Annotated in this window: 14 protein-coding genes and 1 riboswitch; of the genes, 8 read left to right on the forward strand and 6 right to left on the reverse strand. The window is 56.3% G+C overall.

Annotated elements, in window-relative coordinates:
* Nucleotides 1–2: 2 nt before the first annotated feature.
* Complete coding sequence (locus RM6536_RS03400; RefSeq protein WP_231917991.1) at nt 3–1,736, reverse strand: ABC transporter ATP-binding protein; 1,734 nt, start codon at nt 1,734–1,736, stop codon at nt 3–5.
* Between the two features lie 425 nt (nt 1,737–2,161).
* A riboswitch (SAM riboswitch) is annotated at nt 2,162–2,277 on the forward strand.
* Nucleotides 2,278–2,394: 117 nt separating this feature from the next.
* Between RM6536_RS03400 and RM6536_RS03405 the strand changes: the two genes are divergently transcribed.
* The 4 genes from RM6536_RS03405 to RM6536_RS03420 all read left to right on the forward strand — a co-directional run bounded on the left by RM6536_RS03405 (nt 2,395) and on the right by RM6536_RS03420 (nt 9,836).
* Nucleotides 2,395–3,300 (forward strand): methylenetetrahydrofolate reductase, encoded by a 906-nt coding sequence (locus RM6536_RS03405; protein WP_060824050.1) that lies wholly within the window; start codon nt 2,395–2,397, stop codon nt 3,298–3,300.
* Nucleotides 3,301–3,462: 162 nt separating this feature from the next.
* Entirely contained in the window at nt 3,463–5,790 is a 2,328-nt protein-coding gene (metE, locus tag RM6536_RS03410) for a 5-methyltetrahydropteroyltriglutamate--homocysteine S-methyltransferase (protein ID WP_060824051.1), read from the forward strand.
* A 516-nt stretch (nt 5,791–6,306) separates the two neighbouring features.
* Nucleotides 6,307–7,746 (forward strand): MFS transporter, encoded by a 1,440-nt coding sequence (locus RM6536_RS03415; protein WP_060824052.1) that lies wholly within the window; start codon nt 6,307–6,309, stop codon nt 7,744–7,746.
* Nucleotides 7,747–7,853: 107 nt separating this feature from the next.
* On the forward strand, nt 7,854–9,836 hold the full coding sequence (locus tag RM6536_RS03420; protein WP_060824053.1) for a M13 family metallopeptidase: 1,983 nt from the start codon (nt 7,854–7,856) through the stop codon (nt 9,834–9,836).
* 148 nt (nt 9,837–9,984) lie between these two features.
* On the opposite strand, the gene RM6536_RS03425 is transcribed toward RM6536_RS03420, so the two are convergent.
* Nucleotides 9,985–13,065 carry a glycoside hydrolase family 2 TIM barrel-domain containing protein gene (locus RM6536_RS03425; RefSeq protein ID WP_060824054.1) on the reverse strand — a complete coding sequence of 1,027 codons (3,081 nt, stop codon included), beginning with the start codon at nt 13,063–13,065 and terminating at the stop codon, nt 9,985–9,987.
* A gap of 59 nt (nt 13,066–13,124) precedes the next feature.
* Between RM6536_RS03425 and RM6536_RS03430 the strand changes: the two genes are divergently transcribed.
* Entirely contained in the window at nt 13,125–13,535 is a 411-nt protein-coding gene (locus tag RM6536_RS03430) for an MFS transporter (protein ID WP_231918016.1), read from the forward strand.
* A gap of 115 nt (nt 13,536–13,650) precedes the next feature.
* On the opposite strand, the gene RM6536_RS03435 is transcribed toward RM6536_RS03430, so the two are convergent.
* From RM6536_RS03435 to RM6536_RS03445, 3 genes are all read right to left on the reverse strand, one after another.
* Nucleotides 13,651–14,373: a DUF6318 family protein gene (locus tag RM6536_RS03435; protein WP_049327859.1), complete on the reverse strand. Its 723-nt coding sequence runs from the start codon at nt 14,371–14,373 to the stop codon at nt 13,651–13,653.
* A gap of 128 nt (nt 14,374–14,501) precedes the next feature.
* Nucleotides 14,502–14,741 (reverse strand): hypothetical protein, encoded by a 240-nt coding sequence (locus tag RM6536_RS03440; protein ID WP_060824056.1) that lies wholly within the window; start codon nt 14,739–14,741, stop codon nt 14,502–14,504.
* A gap of 248 nt (nt 14,742–14,989) precedes the next feature.
* Nucleotides 14,990–15,649 (reverse strand): hypothetical protein, encoded by a 660-nt coding sequence (locus RM6536_RS03445; RefSeq protein ID WP_060824882.1) that lies wholly within the window; start codon nt 15,647–15,649, stop codon nt 14,990–14,992.
* A gap of 269 nt (nt 15,650–15,918) precedes the next feature.
* On the opposite strand from RM6536_RS03445, the gene RM6536_RS03450 reads away from it, so the two are divergent.
* The 3 genes from RM6536_RS03450 to RM6536_RS03460 all read left to right on the forward strand — a co-directional run bounded on the left by RM6536_RS03450 (nt 15,919) and on the right by RM6536_RS03460 (nt 17,595).
* Entirely contained in the window at nt 15,919–16,659 is a 741-nt protein-coding gene (locus RM6536_RS03450) for a hypothetical protein (RefSeq protein ID WP_060824057.1), read from the forward strand.
* Between the two features lie 42 nt (nt 16,660–16,701).
* On the forward strand, nt 16,702–17,079 hold the full coding sequence (locus RM6536_RS03455; protein ID WP_060824058.1) for a hypothetical protein: 378 nt from the start codon (nt 16,702–16,704) through the stop codon (nt 17,077–17,079).
* Between the two features lie 87 nt (nt 17,080–17,166).
* Nucleotides 17,167–17,595, forward strand: a complete 429-nt coding sequence (locus RM6536_RS03460) for a hypothetical protein (protein WP_060824059.1) — start codon at nt 17,167–17,169, stop codon at nt 17,593–17,595.
* Between the two features lie 85 nt (nt 17,596–17,680).
* Here RM6536_RS03460 and RM6536_RS03465 read toward each other — a convergent pair whose 3' ends face one another.
* On the reverse strand, nt 17,681–18,343 hold the full coding sequence (locus tag RM6536_RS03465; protein WP_060824060.1) for a hypothetical protein: 663 nt from the start codon (nt 18,341–18,343) through the stop codon (nt 17,681–17,683).
* Nucleotides 18,344–18,424 lie beyond the last annotated feature (81 nt).

Raw genomic sequence — 18,424 nt, forward strand, 5'->3', positions numbered from 1 at the left:
TCTTACGCATCTTTATAGTCCCTTTCAGTAGAAGTTTTGCGCCCTGCAGAATCTTCAGAGATCTGATTTTTGAAAATTTCCATAAACTTTCCCTCTGCCTTCAGTAGCTCCCGGTAGGTTCCTTGCTCCACCACACACCCACCATCCAACACCACCACAGAATCAACACCACGCAACGTCCACGCACGATGAGACACCAACACCACCAAACGCCCCACAGCAGCCACCTTCAACCGAGCAAAAATCTCCTCCTCAGTCTCAGCATCCACAGCACTCGTCGGCTCATCCAAAACCCACACCGGCGCATCCCGAAGAACCACACGCGCCAACGCCAAACGCTGCCACTGACCACCCGAAAGACCAACACCACCAAACGACTCACCCAACTGAGCATCCAAACCACCCTCAAGACCACGCACAAAATCATCAGCACAAGCCACCGACAAAGCCGACCACAAATCAGCATCACCAAGACGCTCAACCGCCGCCTGCGGCAAACCCAGAAGAAGATTTTCACGCACAGTCAGTTCATAACGGCCGTAGTCTTGACTCACCAAACCAACATTTGCCAACATGTTGTATTTACTCTCAGAAGAAGCACCCTTATACGTTATGCTCCCCTGGGCAATTGGTGTAATTCCAAGAATTGCATTTATTAGCGTTGTTTTTCCCGCGCCCGAGGCACCAACTACTGCAATCATTTGATTATTCATCAGCTCAAGATTAATATCTTTAAGCGCAAAAGACGACGCGCCCTCATACTGAACGGATACATCTTTGCATATAATTTTTGAAATATTTTCATGGTTAGGGTTAGAAGTTTTTATCTCAGAAGCATGGTCGTAAGTATCAGAGTCGCATACCCTTCGGAATTGCTGAACAGATAATGCTCCATTAATAATCTGGCCGAATGAATATCCCACCTCTTGGGTCGCGTTAACACAGGCAATGATTCCAATCAGCGATCCGGCCACATACGATATATCGGCGCCTGAATCCACAAGGAAGTACAGGGACGCAAAAAGTAAGACAGAGCAGAGTAGCCCTGCAACTATGGAGATGATTCCTCTAACACTTTCAAGGCTCAATTCCCTACCGGCTGCCCGGCGTCGCCAGGACACTACGCGTTGCGAGAAAAATCGGGAGGCTCTCATGAGGTGAAGTTCTTGGGCGCGACTTTGAGCCATCAGATTGTCTAGATAGTAGTTCTCTACCCGATAGTCCTCGTACATTAGGGTGTATATAGCGTAATCACGTTTAGCGAGGATTATCATTGCAATAGATAGGGGTAGTGAACACAGTGCCGCAAAAATTGCTGCCACAATGCTGACGTTTGCAATATTAAAACAGAGGAGGAAAACCATCGCAAAGGAACTCACCAGTGTCATAACTGACATGGTGTGAACCTGCAATTCCTGTTTCGATATTGCCTCTCTTGCAGCACGTATATCTTCCTGCGATTTTGTGCTACCTATATCAGACAACGGAAATGTAGATAACCTGGTATTTAACATGCAGTGAACCCGATAGTTCACCTTTGATTTGAGGATAAGCATGTTACTTATTACCCAGCGTTGAGCAATGATATTAATTCCGACGACAAGAGCAAGAGCAATAATATAAATCCATGCTGCGCCACCATTTGAACCGCTCAAGGCTGATACTGTATTACCGATCAGCAGGGACTGGCTCAAGGGAATGCAGGCGATGATGGCTAGCGATAGGGCAGTGCTCACTAGGGTCGCGGGACAGGTTTTCCAGGCTAGGCGGAAGGACCAGAGTATAGAGGAAAATAGATTTTTCATTCTCACCACGCTCACAAAGTCGTATTGAACTCATCTTTGAGCCCTGAAACTCCTCGATGAGCGGACATCGAAACACTACCGGTGCCTCATTAGTTATTAGTTACCCTACCTCTCACTGAAAGATAAAACACACATATTCGCGCGTGTCCAAGAATATTAAGCAGACATATCTGTGATAGTGCCGGACACCCAAGAGCCAGCCGACACCTCTACCCGCAATACCCCCAGCCCTTCCCTTTGTCACAGTCGGTCATATTAAGTTCATATTTCGCCTCAATGTCATGTCCAGAAATATTAGGACATCAACCGCCGCGCATCTTGCACACCCTCGGAGGCGGTGGGTAGAGTGAAGGCGTTATCTATCAAGAGCGACCGAGAGATCTGGCTCGTAGACGTCGCAGCAACCTCGCCAGTATCCCCACCGTCACGGTGCAGGGTACGGACAAGGTGCTCCCGCCAGGACCGATAGAGAAGAATACCCTTCGGCACCCCACGATGAGCCGTACCAGCAAACCGGTACAGCGCATCCCGCAGAAGAATTCGCGCACCCTGCCGGTGCGTATCTATCGGGTGAACACGAAGGATGGTTATGACGACAGTTCACCCGGCTCTTTCTTTTGAGCTGTTCCCTCCGCGCTCACACGCGAGCTGCGAGTCGCTACTGCGCACCATTGCGGAGCTTGAGGGCACCAACCCCGACTACGTGTCGGTCACCTACTCCGGTGATGCGCAGCGCCGCCAGAAGACCCTGGCGTTGCTCGACCACCTGGTACACGAAACCTCCCTCACCCCGCTGGCTCACCTGATTTGTGCAGGCCATTCGGTGCACGAACTGGAGCGTGCAGTCCGCCTGATTCTGGGCCTGGGCGTGCGCGGCTTCCTGGCTCTTCGCGGTGATATTCAGGAGGGTCAGGTTTCTGAGCTTCCTTTCGCCCGCTACCTGGTGGAACTCATTCGCCGCGTTGAGCGTGAAGATTTCGCCCACCTGGCAGCTGGCAAGGTGTCTATTGGTGTGGCGGCGTACCCGCAGAAGCACCCCGAGTCCGCATCCCTGCTGCAGGATATTGAGATTCTGCTGTCCAAGCAGCGTGCCGGCGCGGATTTCGCGATCACTCAGGTGTTCTTTGAGGATGAGCGATACAGCGCCCTGGTCGATTCGGCACGCCTGGCGGGCGTGGATATTCCGATTATTCCGGGTATCATGCCGGTGACCTCGCTGAAGCGCCTGCGGAACCTCTGCCAGATGGCGGGCATGGAAGTCCCGACGGACCTCGCCTACGCCCTAGAGACCGCAACCAGTGATGCTGAGCTGCACCGCATCGGTGTTGAGTACGCGTTGAACCAGTGCCGCACCGTGATGGATGCGGGCGCACCGGGTCTGCACTTCTTCACTTTCAACGAGCATGCCGCGGTGCTGGATGTTCTGGATCAGCTGGACCTGCCGCGGTACAGCAACCGTTTCTCTCAGCCGCTGCACGAGCTGGAATTCGCCTAAACCGCGACCCACTCCACCCGATAACGCTCCTTGTCGGATGCGTTTCCACAATCTCCCCCACAAATATTCCGGGAGTTACGACCCCCGTTTCACCGCCCACCGCTGGGTGGCGAAACACCGGAACTGACTCCCACATCTATCCCCAGTAAAGGAAAAATTACTATGTCGAACACCGCATTCCCCGCCGCAACTATTGTTGGTTACCCCCGCGTGGGCCGCTTCCGTGAGCTGAAGAAGGCTCAGGAGGCTTTCTGGAAGGGCAAGGCCACCCTGCAGGAGCTGCAGGATACCGCCGCTGACGTGCAGCGCACCTACTTTGAGCGCGTGACCGCCGCGGGCCTGAAGGCTGATAACTACTCGATTCCGGCGACCTTCTCCTACTACGACCAGGTGCTCGACGTTGTTCGCCTGTTCACCCTGGTTCCCGAGCGTCTGGCTGAGGCTAAGGATGCACGCGGCCTGCTGGATCTGCCCGGCTACTTCGCCCTGGCGCGCGGTACCGAGACCCTGCCTCCGCTGGAGATGACTAAGTGGTTCGACACCAACTACCACTACCTGGTGCCTGAGATTGGTGCCGGTACCGAGATTAAGCTGAACCTTGAGGCTATTGACGAGCAGCTTGAGGTCGCAAAGCAGGCTGGTGTGAAGGTTCGTCCGCAGATTGTTGGCCCGCTGACCCTGCTGCTGGGCGCTAAGGCCGAGCAGGGTTCCGCCGAGGACTTCGCACCCATCGACCGTCTGGATGAGTTCGTTGCAGCGTACACTCAGGTGCTGGAGCAGCTGGCTGAGCGCGGTGTTGAGTGGGTTCAGCTGGATGAGCCGGGCCTGACCGTGGACCGTGCGGACAATGCGAAGGTTGCGCAGCTGGCTGAGCGCACCTACCGTGCCCTGGCCGCCGCCGAGAAGCGCCCGCAGATTCTGGTGACCAGCCCCTACGGTTCCCTGCGTGAGAACCTGCCGGCACTGCTGGGTACCGGTGTTGAGGCGCTGCATCTTGACCTGGTGCACGGCGTGTACTCGAAGGCTGAGCTTGAGTCCGTTTCTGCCGCCGGCGTGCACCTGGTTGCCGGTGTTGTGAACGGCCGCAACGTGTGGCGTGCCGACGTTCGCGCCGCCCTGAAGACCCTGGAGGCCCTGCCGGGCGCATCCGAGGGTGCCGTGTCTGTGGCTTCTTCGACCTCCCTGCAGCACGTGCCGCACGACCTGGCTCTGGAAGACCCCGCCGAGGTTCCCGTGGACGGCCTGGCCTTCGCCGACCAGAAGGTCGCTGAGATTGCTCTGCTGGCTCGCGGCCTGGCTGAGGGTGAGGCTGCTGTCGAGCCCGAGCTGAAGGCTGCTGATGAGGCGCTGGCTCGCTTCGCCGCTGACCCGCGCAAGCACAACGACGAGATTCGTGCCCGCGCCGCAGCTGTGACTCCCGAGGACTTTAACCGCCCGACCATTGACGTTCGCCGCGCGGCTCAGGCTGACCTGAACCTGCCGAAGCTGCCGACCACCACCATTGGTTCTTTCCCGCAGACCGCTGAGATTCGCCGCCGCCGTGCGGAGGCTCGTGCGGGCAAGATTTCCGCTGAGGAGCTGAACGGCTTCCTGCGTGACGAGATTGCTTCGGTTATCGCACTGCAGGAGGAGCTGGGCCTGGACGTGCTGGTTCACGGTGAGGCCGAGCGTAACGACATGGTTCAGTACTTCGCTGAGAACTTCGACGGCTTCGCAACCACCCGCCACGGCTGGGTTCAGTCCTACGGTTCGCGTTGCACCCGCCCCTCGATCCTGTTCGGTGACGTGAAGCGTCACGGTGAGGGCCTGCGCGGTGAGGCGTTCACCGTTCCGTGGAGCTCCCACGCACAGTCGCTGAGCGACAAGCCGGTCAAGGGCATGCTCACCGGCCCGGTGACGATTCTGGCGTGGTCCTTCGTGCGTGACGACCAGCCGCGCCGCGAGACTGCTAACCAGGTGGCTCTGGCTCTTGCCGACGAGATTGCCGACCTGGAGCAGGCGGGCATCCGCATCATTCAGGTGGACGAGCCGGCTCTGCGTGAGCTGCTGCCCCTGCGCCGCGATGAGCAGCCGCAGTACCTGGACTGGTCGGTGAACTCCTTCCGCCTGGCAACCAGCGCGGTGAAGGATTCCACTCAGATTCACACCCACCTGTGCTACTCGGAGTTCAACGAGATTATCGACTCGATTAACGCTCTGAACGCTGATGTGACCAGCATTGAGGCGGCTCGTTCGCACATGGAGCTGCTGGCTGATATTCCGGAGAGCTTCGTTTCCGGTCTGGGCCCGGGCGTGTGGGACATCCACTCCCCGCGTGTTCCTTCGCAGGATGAGATTGAGTCCCTGCTGAAGGCTGCGATTGGTTACGGCACCATCGCTGACCTGTGGGTGAACCCTGACTGTGGTCTGAAGACTCGTGATTACGAGGAGACCAAGCAGTCTCTGCGTCACCTGGTGGACGCCACCAAGGCGATTCGCGCATCCCTCTAGGAGGCGCCTATTGGTTCCGCTGCCTGCCGTGGGTTGACCGGATGATGGTTTGCTCGCGGTAACCTGCGGCAGGTGGCGGCTGTTCGGCTTCGTGCCGGTATGCGTACCGACTGTATGCCGAGCTTTTGGGGATAGATAACAGGCCCGCCCGTACGGTTTTTCTTCTGCACCGTACGGGCGGGTTTTCTGTGCTGTTTTAGGGTGCCGATTTAGTGGCGTCCAAGTGGTTCTCTTTTTGAACTTAGGGTATAAATTACTCTAAATTTAAGTGTGGTCTGACCAAAACACATACTTACTCAACAAGAAAAGTATTTATATTCACCGCAGCACTTGTGGCACTGTTGCCCAGGAGACAGATATACATCACACAGATTTAGCACTTCCCCGTAATTCCAGGGCAAAAACAGTATTAATAGAATAATCACTCTGAATATCCGTTCACCCTAGTGAATATTCTACTGGAAACATTTCCAGCAGATTAGCATTTTTATAAGCCGCCGTTTTTAGAATTCCAGCATGACTACTACCACTTCATCAAAGAAGAAGAAGGGTTCTGCACCCCGCTGGCTCGCCATTCCGGCACCCAAGCCTCAACTGAGTGAGGCTGAAGTTAATGCAAAGTACCCGCGCATGCGTCTGCAGGTCTTCATGGGTATCTTCATCGGTTACGCGACCTTCTACCTGATTCGTAACAACGTCCCGCTGGTCACCCCGATTCTGACCAAGGAACTTGGCTTCAGCAACGCAGCAATTGGTGCACTGTCCACGGCACTGCTGCTCGCTTACGGCTTCAGCAAGTTCTTCACCGCAATGATTTCTGACCGCTCGAACGCGCGTTTGTTCCTGCCCATCGGTCTGGTGCTCTCGGGTGTTGCAAACATCCTGCTGGCGCTGACCGGCTACATGGGTGAAGGCGCGGGTGCGGCAGGCTACGGTGCCGCTATCGCCTCCATCATGGCGACCATCATGGTCTTCAACGGTGTCTTCCAGGGTATGGGTTGGCCGCCCTCGGGCCGTGTGCTCGTGAACTGGTTCTCCACCAGCGAGCGCGGCGCGAAGGTTTCCTGGTGGAACACCGCCCACAACGTTGGTGGTGCACTGTCCGGTCTGCTGGTTGCGTGGGGCTTCTCCATGTTCGGCAAGACCTGGGAAGTTGCCTTCTGGTTCCCGGCTGTTATCAGCTTCGTTCTGGCGTTCGTGGCGTGGCTGCTGATTCGTGACAACCCCGAGGCTGAGGGTCTGCCCACCGTTGACGTGTACCGCAACGACCCGCACAAGGTTGAGTCCACCGCTGAGGATCGTGCGGAGTCCACTTGGACCACCATCCGTAAGCACGTGCTGACCAACTCGACCATGGTCTACCTGGCTCTAGCAAACGTGTTCGTGTACACCCTGCGTTACGGCGTGCTGGTGTGGGCGCCGAAGTACCTGCACGATGTGCGCCACGCTTCCCTTGAGGGTGGTATTGCGGGCTTCTCGATTCTGGAGCTTGCCGGTATTGGTGGCACCGTCCTGTGCGGTTACGTTTCTGACCGCATGTTCAAGGGTCGCCGCTCCCCCGCGGGTATCCTGTTCCTGATTGCGACCGTCGGCGCAATTCTGCTGTACTGGCTGCCTTCTTCGGATGCGCCGCTGTGGATTGCGTACGTTGCGTTGGCTCTGATTGGTGGCCTGATTTACGGCCCGGTTATGCTGATTGGTCTGCAGGCTATTGACCTGTCCCCCTCGCATGTTGCGGGTACCGCTGCGGGCTTCACCGGCCTGTTCGGTTACGCGCTGGGTGCAACCCTGGCGTCTGCTGGTATCGGCATCATTGTTGACCACTGGGGTTGGAGCACCGCGTTCGTCTTCATGATTGTGTGCTCGGGTCTGGCGGTTCTGTTCCTCTGGCTGGTTAATGGTGCTGAGAAGCGTCTGATGGCTGAGCGTGCAGAGAAGCTGGCGGCTCAGGCATAATTGCCCGGTCTTTCGTGTAGGGAAGCCACACGTTTGCTGGTGAGTCACCATATGGTGGCTTGTCGGCAATCGTGTGGCTTCTTACGTTAAGAACCTAGAATGGAACCATGACTACTAACTCTGGAATCACTAAAGAATGGGTGGATGAAACCGTCAAGCCGGGCGACGATTTCTTCCGCCACGTCAACGGTAAGTGGCTGGCAACCCACGAAATCCCGGCGGACCGCCCCAAGGACGGCGGCCTGTACACCCTCCGCGATAACGCAGAGAAGCACGTGCGTGAGCTGGTGGAGAAGATCGCGAAGGAGCAGCCGGAGTCCCGTATTGGCGCACTCTACAATTCCTTCATGGATGTTGAGAAGATTGAGGCGGACGGCCTGGAGCCGCTGCTGAAGGAAATCGCCCCGATTCTGAACTCGGCAACCCCCTCCCACCTGGCTGTAACCCTGGCGTTGCTGTCTCGTGCGGGCCTGCCGCAGCTGTTCGCCTGGTACACCAGCAACGACCCGAAGGACCCGAAGAATTACACGTTCTTCCTGTACCAGTCGGGTCTGGGTCTGCCGGACGAATCCTACTACCGTGAAGAGAAGCACGAGGCTGCATGCGCGGCGTACGTTGAGCATATTGCTCGCATGTTCCAGCTGACCGGTCTGGCTGAGGGCTTCGGTCTCACCCCGGAGCAGGCGGCTCAGCTGGTGTTCACTCACGAGTCGGAGCTGGCTCGCCTGCACTGGAACGTCGTGGAGAACCGCGACGCCGAGGCAACCTACAACCCGTACCAGGCAACCGAGCTGGACGAGAAGTTCCCCGGCTTCCCGTTCTCGCAGTGGCTGCTGGCTCTGGGTGCCGACCCGGAGACTCTGGGCCAGGTTATTGTGGGCCAGCCGTCCTTCTTTGAGGGTGCGGCTAAGCTGTTCACCTCCATCCCGCTGATGAGCTGGAAGCTGTGGGCTGTGTGGACCGTTCTGCGTTCGCGTGCGCCGTTCATGTACGACGAACTGGTTCAGGAAAGCTTCAACTTCTACGGCAAGACCCTTTCCGGCACTCAGCAGATTCGTGAGCGCTGGAAGCGCGGCGTGGGCGCTGTCGAGAAGGCTCTGGGTGAGGAGATTGGCCAGGAGTACGTGGCCGTGCACTTCCCGCCTTCGCACAAGGAGAAGATGCTGGTTCTGGTCGGCAACCTCCTGGAGGCGTACCGCGAGTCTATCGAGTCGCTGGACTGGATGACTGAGGCAACCCGTCAGAAGGCGCTGGAGAAGCTGTCGAAGTTCGTCACCAAGATTGGTTACCCCGATAAGTGGCGTGACTTCTCCGCACTGGAGCTGGTGCCCGGTGACCTGTTTGAGAACCTGCGCCGTACCGGTGCGTTTGATGCTGACTGGCTGATTGCCCGTAAGGGTCAGCCGGTGGATAAGTCGGAGTGGCTGATGACTCCGCAGACCGTGAACGCGTACTACATGCCGCCGGCGAATGAGATTGTGTTCCCGGCAGCGATTCTGCAGCCGCCGTACTTCAACCCGGATGCTGACGATGCGGCAAACTACGGCAATATCGGCATGATTATTGGCCACGAGATTGGTCACGGTTTTGACGATCAGGGTTCCCGCTACGACGGTGACGGCAAGCTGGAAAGCTGGTGGACTGAGGAGGATTACGCGAAGTTCAAGGAGCGTACCGCAGCCCTGGTGGAACAGTATAACGCGTACGTTCCGGTGGGTCTGGACCCGAAGTTCCATGTGAACGGTGAGCTGACTCTGGGCGAGAACATTGGTGACCTGTCCGGCATGTCGATTGCGTTGAAGGCGTACCGTCTGGCTTTGAAGAAGCAGGGCATTGAGTCGCTGGCTGACGCGCCGGTGATTGACGGTATGACCGGTATTCAGCGTTTCTTCTTCTCGAATGCTCGCGGCTGGTGCACGAAGTCCCGCCCGCAGCATGCTGAGGTGATGATTTCGGTGGATCCGCATTCGCCGGATGAGTTCCGTGTGAACGGTGTGGTGCGCAATATTGATGAGTTCTACGAGGCGTTTGGCGTCTCTGAGGGCGATGCACTGTACCTGGCTCCGGAGGAGCGCGTGCGCATCTGGTAGCATCCCGATAAGGGTATATGCTTTATTGCGTATATAAGAAAGGTGCCCGCCTCGTGGCTTGAAAACCACGAGGCGGGCACCTCTTTTCTAGAGAGCTGTGGACGCTACACGAAGGTAGGCGTCTACTGCTACTGTGCCGAGCGTTGCGTTAGATAATTTCTAGCGCAATGTCCATGTGCAGCGGCTCGGTTGCATCGATGTGGTACTGGCTGTGTACCGGCGAGCCCCACGAGTCGTCTCCACCAACGCCGAGCTGACCTGCCAGGATACGCAGGTAGGTGCGGTTGTTCTCGGGCAGCTCCCACTGGTAGGAAGCTTCCTCAATCTGGTAGGAGGAGTAGGGCAGGAGCGATACGTGCAGGCCGTCACCGGCAGTCTGCAGCTGGCGGACACGGAAGCCGTGGTTGCTGTCGTTCGTCACTTCAGCCCAACGGACACCCATGTGGTTGCCACTTTCCTGAGGTACCAGGTACGGTGCGTAGTCCTGCTCGGGGGTGCTTTCCCACACGCCCAGGCGGACGCCGCTGCAACGGTCGGGGTAGGAGTCGCCGGGGCCGAGGCCGTAGTAACGCAGGTGCGAGAACTCGCCGGGCAGTGCCCATTCCAGACCGAATGCGGGCAGGGACGGTGCGTCCTTCTCGCCGGGGTAGTCGATGGTTACTCGCACGTTGCCGGTGCTCTGTGCTTCGTAGCGGACCGTAACAGCGGTGTGAGCGGGGGTTGCCAGCTCGTAGGTGTAGGTCACTGCCACGCTGTCATCGCTGGGCTGCTCGACAGCAACGTTAGCGCAACGGGCGTAGCGGCCTGCAACGGTCCACTGGGCGCGTTCGAAACCGTGTCCGGCGCCGCGGTCGTTGTCGGTCAGGGGCCTGAAGGTGGTGAGCTTCGGGGGGCGAATAACATGCTCGGTGCCGTTGTGTACCCAGGAGACGATGCCGCCCTGAGTGCGGGACAGAATAACTTCAGCCTGGTTGTTGCGCAGACCGACGTTCCAGCGGCCGACGGTCACCGTCGCATCTGCTGCGCCTTCAGCGGTGTTTGCTTCAGCCTGCGATGCGGGGATGACGTACTGACCGAAGGCAATTTCGTGTCCTGCAGGAGCCCATGCGGCGTCTTCAGTGAGCACGAGGCTGACGTCCAGGGTTACTTCTGCGTTGTCGGTAGCGTATTCTTCCAGGGGCCAGGGAATTGCCAGCTCGTGGGTGGATTCCGGGGCTACGCCGAAGAAGTAGTCTTCCTGCCACTGAGGAACGCCGTTGACCAGCAGGCTAGCTTTGAAGGTGTAGTCTGCGGTGGAGGTGAAGAGGTTGTCGTTGACGACCGTCACGCCCTTCTGGTCGGGGGTGATGCGCAGGTTGGAGTACACTGCCTTCACTTCAGCGACCTTGGGGCTTACCTTGCGGTCGGCGAAGAGGATACCGTCACCGGAGAATTCGTAGTCGCAGGGGCGTTCGCCGAATGCGCCACCGTAGGCGAGGTATTCGGGGGCGCCTTCGCTCTCACCGGGGTGCCAGAGTGCCTGGTCAATCATGTCCCAGATGAAACCGCCCTGGTAGTGGGGGTAGCGTTCCAGTGCGACGTATTCGTCGATAGCGCCGACCGAGTTGCCCATTGCGTGCATGTATTCGCACATGATGAAGGGCTTCTCAGGGTTGTTCGACAGGTACTTTTCAACGACGTCAGCGTGGGTGTACATACCGGATTCGATGTCGGTGACGTCATCAAATTCGCGGTGCCAGGTGATGCCTTCGTAGTGTACGGGGCGGTTGGGGTCCAGTTCGTGGACTCGGCGGTACATGGAGCGGAATACTTCGCCGCCGTATGCTTCGTTACCGAGCGACCAGATTACTACGGAGGGGTGGTTGTAGTCGCGGCGCATCATGGATTCTACGCGGTCAACGCAGGCGCCTTCCCATTCCATGCGGGAGCCGGGGATTGTGGTCTCGGGGGTGGGGATGTCGCCGGGGGTGCACCAGGAGCCGTGAGTTTCCAGGTTTGCTTCGTCAACCAGGTAGATACCGTATTCGTCGGCCAGGGCGTAGAAGCGTGAATCGTTGGGGTAGTGGCTGGTGCGGATAGCGTTGATGTTGTGCTGCTTGCAGAAGAGAATCTCTGAAGTCATGTCTTCAACGGTCAGGACGCGGCCGGTACGCGGGTGGAACTCGTGGCGGTTGACACCCTTGAAGAGGACTCGGTGACCGTTGAGGGTCATGATTCCGTTCTCGATGCGGAAGCGACGGAATCCGACGCGCTGGCTGGTGGATTCTACGGTCTTGCCGTCGTGGAGCAGATCCACCGTCAGAGTGTAGAGAGAGGGCGATTCAGCCGACCAGGGAGCGATACCTTCAAGGGCGTCGGAGGAGATGCGCACGGATGCGTCTTCGGCGGCGACGGTACCAGACCAGATGACCTGGGTGCCGTCAAGGACGCTGGCCTGCAGGGTGTACGCCTTGATTTCTTCACCGTTGAGGGTGACGAGAGCGTCCAGGTGTGCTTCGCCGGTGGGTGCGTCGTAGTCTGCTTCAACGGTGAGGGAGGCTATGCTGACTGCGGGGCGGGCTACCAGGTTCACAGCACGGAAGAGGCCGTGGAAACGCCACGAGTCCTGACCCTCCAGCCATGAAGCGCTCGAGTATTCGTAGCATGCGACGGTCAGGGTGTGGTTGCCTTCTGCGTCCTTGCTGACGATATCGGTGATGTCGAAGGTGGTGGTGGTGTAACCGTCTTCTGCGTAACCGACGAAGGTGCCGTCAACCCACACGTAAATTGCGGTTGCGAAGCCTTCGAAGGCAAGCGCGATGCGGCCCGATTCGCTCAGCATCTTCTTGAGGTCGCCCTCCAGGGTGAAGTGCTTGCGGTAGAGGGCTACGTGGTTCTTCTCGGGGATGTGAGGAGCTTCGGGGTTTTCGTGGCCGTCCCAGGGCATCTGGATGTTGACGTAGGCGGGGCGCCAGAGTCCCTCAGTTTCCAGGGTGGCGGGGACGGGGATGCTCTGGTAGTCGCTTTCGTCGAGGGCGGGGGCGGCGAATTCTGCGGTGGTGACATCAATTTCTGAGGCCCATGCAGTGCGGACAGCCCACGTGCCGTTGAGGCTCTGCTGGGGGTTCGAGGAGTGATGGTCGGAGTGCGCTGCTTCCCTGTTGACAGCGTACACGGTGGGGTCATCAAGCCACGCTGCTGAGGGTGACTGGGAGGAGACTACGGGAGTCGTTTGTTCGGTGGAAGACATGTCTTCCTTCCTCTCGTATACATCTTTGTTTGGTCCCTTTAAGGATGCCGGAAGGCGTGATGATTGTTGCCTACATTCTGTTCATTCTTTTCCCGCAGAACTTGGCTCTGGTCTACGTGGCACTGGTCCTGTTCTACACCCCGAACACCTTCATTCAGATGACCGCTATCTTGGCGCTGACCGACTCCATTGAGTACGGCCAGCTGAAGACCGGTCAGCGCAACGAGGCAGTTACCCTGTCCGTCCGCCCGATGCTCGACAAGATTGCTGGTGCTGCCGCTATGACTAACGGTGCTGATCCTAATAGCCTCACCGCGCAGAACATTCAGACGTTCAACACGGCTGCTTTCTATGTGCCGCTGGCCATTATTGTGTGCTCGTTCCTCGCCTTCTTCTTCAAGGTTTCTATCTCTGAGAAGGAACACGCGAAGATTGTGAAGGAGCTTGAGGCGAAGCTTGCTTCTGCATAGGTAAAAGCAGGGTAGGTCCTTCACCGCATGAGAGAGGTGCCCGCCTCGTGGTTTTTCAGCCACGGGGCGGGCGCCTCTCTGTTTTTAGAAGCTATACGCTTCTAGACTGATGCTTTTAGGAAGCAGAAGCCGATGCAGAAGCCTCAGATTCAGACTTCATGCCAGTCAGCTTCCACGCACCGTTCTCGTAAACACCGCGCAGGGTACGCTCGTTGACGTTCTCACGACCGCTTTCGGGGACCTCCAGAACCTTATCCTTAGATGCCATGAATTCGCCGCGGGTAAGGGTGAAGCGAGCATTCCAGGTGTATGCCTTACCATCGCGGGTGGGCTGTGCGGAGAGCAGGGTGATGGTGACGGTCGGGTCGTGCATCCAGACTTCGCCCTTGACCAGCTTTTCGCCGAGGGTGCCGTCTTCCGGCTCGAGCATTGACTTGAGTTCGCTCTTGTCCATAGCGCTTTCACGCAGGGGCTCGGTCTTACCGGTACGCATGTAGTATTCCATGGCTGCGCCGAAGAACGCGATGGACTGGTACAGGCCCTCCACGCTGTTCTCGTTAGCGACGGCGGGCTTGGTCGGCACGGGCACGTTCTTGGCCGGCTCGGTGCGGGTTGCCAGCTGGTAGTCAGCAGGCTTGGAGGTGTAACCGTCCAGGACAGCAGGACCGGAGTAGTCGGCACGTGCGTTGTTAACTTCGGCGTCCGAGGTAGAAGCGCTACCGGATGCAGATGCAGAGCCGCTGGATGCCTGAGACTGCGAACCGCATGCAGCCAGGAGGGTTGCGCCACCGGCAGCGACAAACAGGCCGAGGGCGGATCGGCGGGTTACGTTCTTCATTTTTCTCTCTATCTGTGGTGTGTTTTCCGCACCGTGGTGCGGGTGATGCCTGCGGCATCTAACGGGAAGACGGCACCACACGAATGTAGTGCCGTCTTCCAGTATATGTTTATTGGGCTTGGGATTCTTTAGCCACCGTAATAGTAGTAGTGGCTGTAGGAGCTGCCGTAGTAGTCGCTGATGACGACGCGGGTGCGGCGGCCGTAACGGTCGGAGTAGTAGCGGTTGTAGGGGGTGCGGCGCACGGTGGGGCGATAGGTGGTTGCCTGTGCGGGGGTGAACAGTGCGCCGAGAGCGGTTGCTGCGCCTGCGCCTGCGGCGGCGAGTGCTGCGCGGCGGGTAAGGCGTGCGGGCTTCTTGGTGGCCATGATGTGCCTTTCGGGGTCGGTGTTTCTGTGAAGTGACGTGGCGTGTGCACGGCGTGCGGCTGTGCATTAACCATTTCTTATTGTATGCCTCAACGTTAATGTTTTTACGTGCAGAGTGCACCTTCTAGTTGAGGGTTAGATCATGCGAGCTAGTCCACGTTTTTCCGGCAGAAAAATTGCGGAAATATTGGTTGAGAAACACGCCGGGCACGCACTCAATACGGGCTGAAAACAGCCTAAATTGCAGGCTACATGTCTACTTCGGCGAGGCCCGAAATTTCCTTGTCCTTGATGTGCGGGATGGTCGAGTTCCAGTTCATCCACGCCTTGACCTGGGCGACTTCTTCGGGGTTGTTCATGTCTGGCCATCGGTCGTTTTCCATCTTGAATCGGGTCATTGCGAGAAGGGGGTAGCCATCATAGATGGGCCCGAAACGCGCAATATGCTTACCCGATTTTGTTTCGAAGGAGACAGAGTCTGGGCTTTCACTGTCGTAACTCTCCCTATACGTGACCTTATCAATCGCGTTAAGCGGGTAGAAGGTTTTATTGTCGTGCCCGTCGTCCTCTTCGACTCCTTCGGGCGAAATTTTGGTGTAAGACCCAGTAGCTTCATTGAAGAAGTACAGAAGAGTACAGATGAGAAGGAAAACTCCGATATCTAGAAAATGGAATCCTACATCGTTCAGCAAATGCAACATAAACATCACAGCAGGGATTATAAGAAGCGCGACGGTAAGCGCAATTATTCCAAGGCGGTCGCCTCGAGTAATGTAAATATTTTTGGCGTACAGCTTCTTGTCTCGGCGGCGGTTGATTTCGTAGACAATGATGGACCGGAACATCTTATACGCCTGTAGAACATTTACTAGGCCCCAGAGGGCAATCGTGGTGTAGTTCATCATCATGGTGGTCAACTACCCTTTCTGTTTATCGGTGACCCGTAGCTTTCCGGCAACGGTGCGAAGGGTGCGGGTTCGTTCTCAGAGTAGCCGAGGAAATCTGGTGGTTAGGCACGGATTTGGGCTATCTGCGCAGTGGTTGCCGAGTCTTCACCGGAGCATTGCGTCGAGTTAACCTCCCGTCTAGATTGGGTGCGATAGGCTAAGGATGTGCCCGCCACCTCACCGGGGCGGGTGTGATTCACCAACCACTACCGCACAAGGACGTACACACCATGAGCGCAGCAGAAGACGGAGCCCTCGCAGGACTTATCGTCGCCCTGATACCGGGTATCCGTATTAAGCTCGGCAAACCCACCCTAAACAAAAGGCAGAAAAGACCCATTGCGGCGTTTATTTTCTTCTGGCTTGTATCTATCCTTGGGTTTGTTGGTGCGCCGATATTTCTCTTTTCGACAGGGACACACGAAGGCCTCGCGGATGAGTCACAAGCGGGGGTGGTCATTGCCGCTTTCCTGATTGGTGTCTTAGGCATAGGCCTGCTGGGTGCTATTCCTCTGAACCACTGCTACGCCTTCTACCTCGAGTTGCGTGAGGACCACGTGCGGTGGCGTAATTGGCGGTGGAAGGAACGCACTTTCACCTACCCCTCCATCACGTTTGCCCATGTGGAGAACAACGGCAAGAACGGGTTCTTGCGTATTGGTAGCACTGAGATGGGTAAGCGTACTTGCAGCTTTGACCCGTATCAGTTCGATGCGACGATTCTGATGGCGCAGGTGCTGTACCGTGACGATCACGGGCGCTGGGCGGAAGAAGACGGCCTGGATGTGATGAGTGTGGTGGGGATGTATGGTTCTTCGCGCGATATTTATGCCCAGTTTTATGACTTGTGTGAGACGAAGTATGTGGTGGGTGTGACGAAGAGTGAGCGTCAGCGTCGCCGCCGTAGGGCTGCGCGTAATGAGGCGCGTAGGTTGGAACGTCAGCAGGCGCGTGAGGCAAAGAAAGCCTAGAAATCCAGCAAGGAAAGCTAACTATCTAGAAGGGGTAAACCGATGGAAATTAATTACAAACGCCGCCAAAGAGTGGCACTCATTATTTCATTCATAATTCTTTGGTACATGTTCTTCGTTTTCCCTAAATACTCACGTGATGACAGTGACGGAATCACCGCCACCTGCACCGTAACTAAGGCATATACAAAAGAGATTGGCGGAACAGTAAGCGGCATGAATGATACTAGGCCCAAAGGTGTTTTTGAGACAGAAGAATGCGGCACTCTCACGATGATTGTGCCGCCGGAAGGTCGAAAGATTCCCGAGTACGTTGAGACCGTCAAGCCTGGCAAAAAATACCTGTTCCACGTCGCAAACTCATCTCTTAAAAAGGAACGAGATTTTGATACAACCCGCTTTGAAGAGATTAAGGAATAGTAATTCCAAGGGGCGGATTATACATAGATTTATCCAACCCCACAATCTATACCCCGACCCAAATACCTCTAAAGAGAGTTTTCCAATATGTTTATTATAGATTGCATAAAAGATTTCATAAAAGGCTTCTCCGAAGGATTCTTCGGTGAAAGGCGTCCAAGCAATATCATAATAATGACAAGTATCGTAGCAATTCTCATTTATATCCTCGTACGCTTTCCATATGAATTGCGTGACGACAGTGATGGCATCACTGCTACTTGCACCGTAACGAAGGCATACACCAGGCCTCGAGGCGGCACGATAGGCGAGCTGAATGATAATGCCCCGGTGGGCGTCTTCGAAACAGAAGAGTGCGGCACTTTGTCAATGTACGAGGCTCCAGAAGGCTGGAAAATCCCCGCATACGTTAAAACTGCTCAGCCGGGTAAAAAATACCTATTCCACGTATTAAATTCATCCACAAAAAAGGAACGAGATTTTAGTACAACCCGCTTTGAAGAAATCAAAGAATAACCAGCTCATGAGCTAAAAATAAAGCCCTGGGTGGTGCGAGTTGAAAACTCGCACCACCCAGGGCTTTCTATACGGCATTCGTAGTCTATTTCTCCTTAGCCGACTTCTTACTATCTGCCAGACCAGAGGCCTCCTGCAGCCTCAAGTAGTAATAAACAATGGACTCACGGTTAGTCCACCCATCCACCAGGGCACGATCTGAGGGGTTGTGCATGTCCGGCCAGCGTTTCTTCTCAATCCTGAAACGAGTAATAGCCGGTAGGCGATAGTTACCGTAGATGGGCTGGAGCGTCACAATCTCATCACCGGATTTTGTGTAGAAATGAAGGGACGCTGCACGCTCACGATCCGAATTGTCCTTGCACACCACTCTGTCGATTGCAGTAAATGGGTAGAAGGGGTCGCCTACCTGTTCCACACCATCCAAGGAGACCGTAACGTACCAGTAGCGGATGCCAGGAAGACCCCTCGTGAAGAAGGGCGAGATGATGAAAGCTGCGATGTCGAACCAGTGAAAGCCCAGGTCCATCCCTATATGCATGATGAACATAGGGACTGGGAACATGAGAGCTACCACTGACCAGAAGGCGACTTCAAAACGGTTCAGGCGAACGACGTAGATACCTTCAGCGAGTAGTTTCTTGTCTTTGTGCCGGTTCATCTCGTAGGTGATGACAGCTCGGAGTACTTTGTATCCGACAACGGCTACGTATATGCCCCAGAAAATAAGCATGATGGTGTTGACCATGATGGCTTACCAGCCTTTCTATCTATCGGTGATTTGCTGTTTTCCGGTAGCGGTGCGGAAGTCAGCGGGTTTGTTCTCAGG

Source organism: Rothia mucilaginosa (assembly GCF_001548235.1).
Classification (GTDB): domain Bacteria; phylum Actinomycetota; class Actinomycetes; order Actinomycetales; family Micrococcaceae; genus Rothia; species Rothia mucilaginosa_B.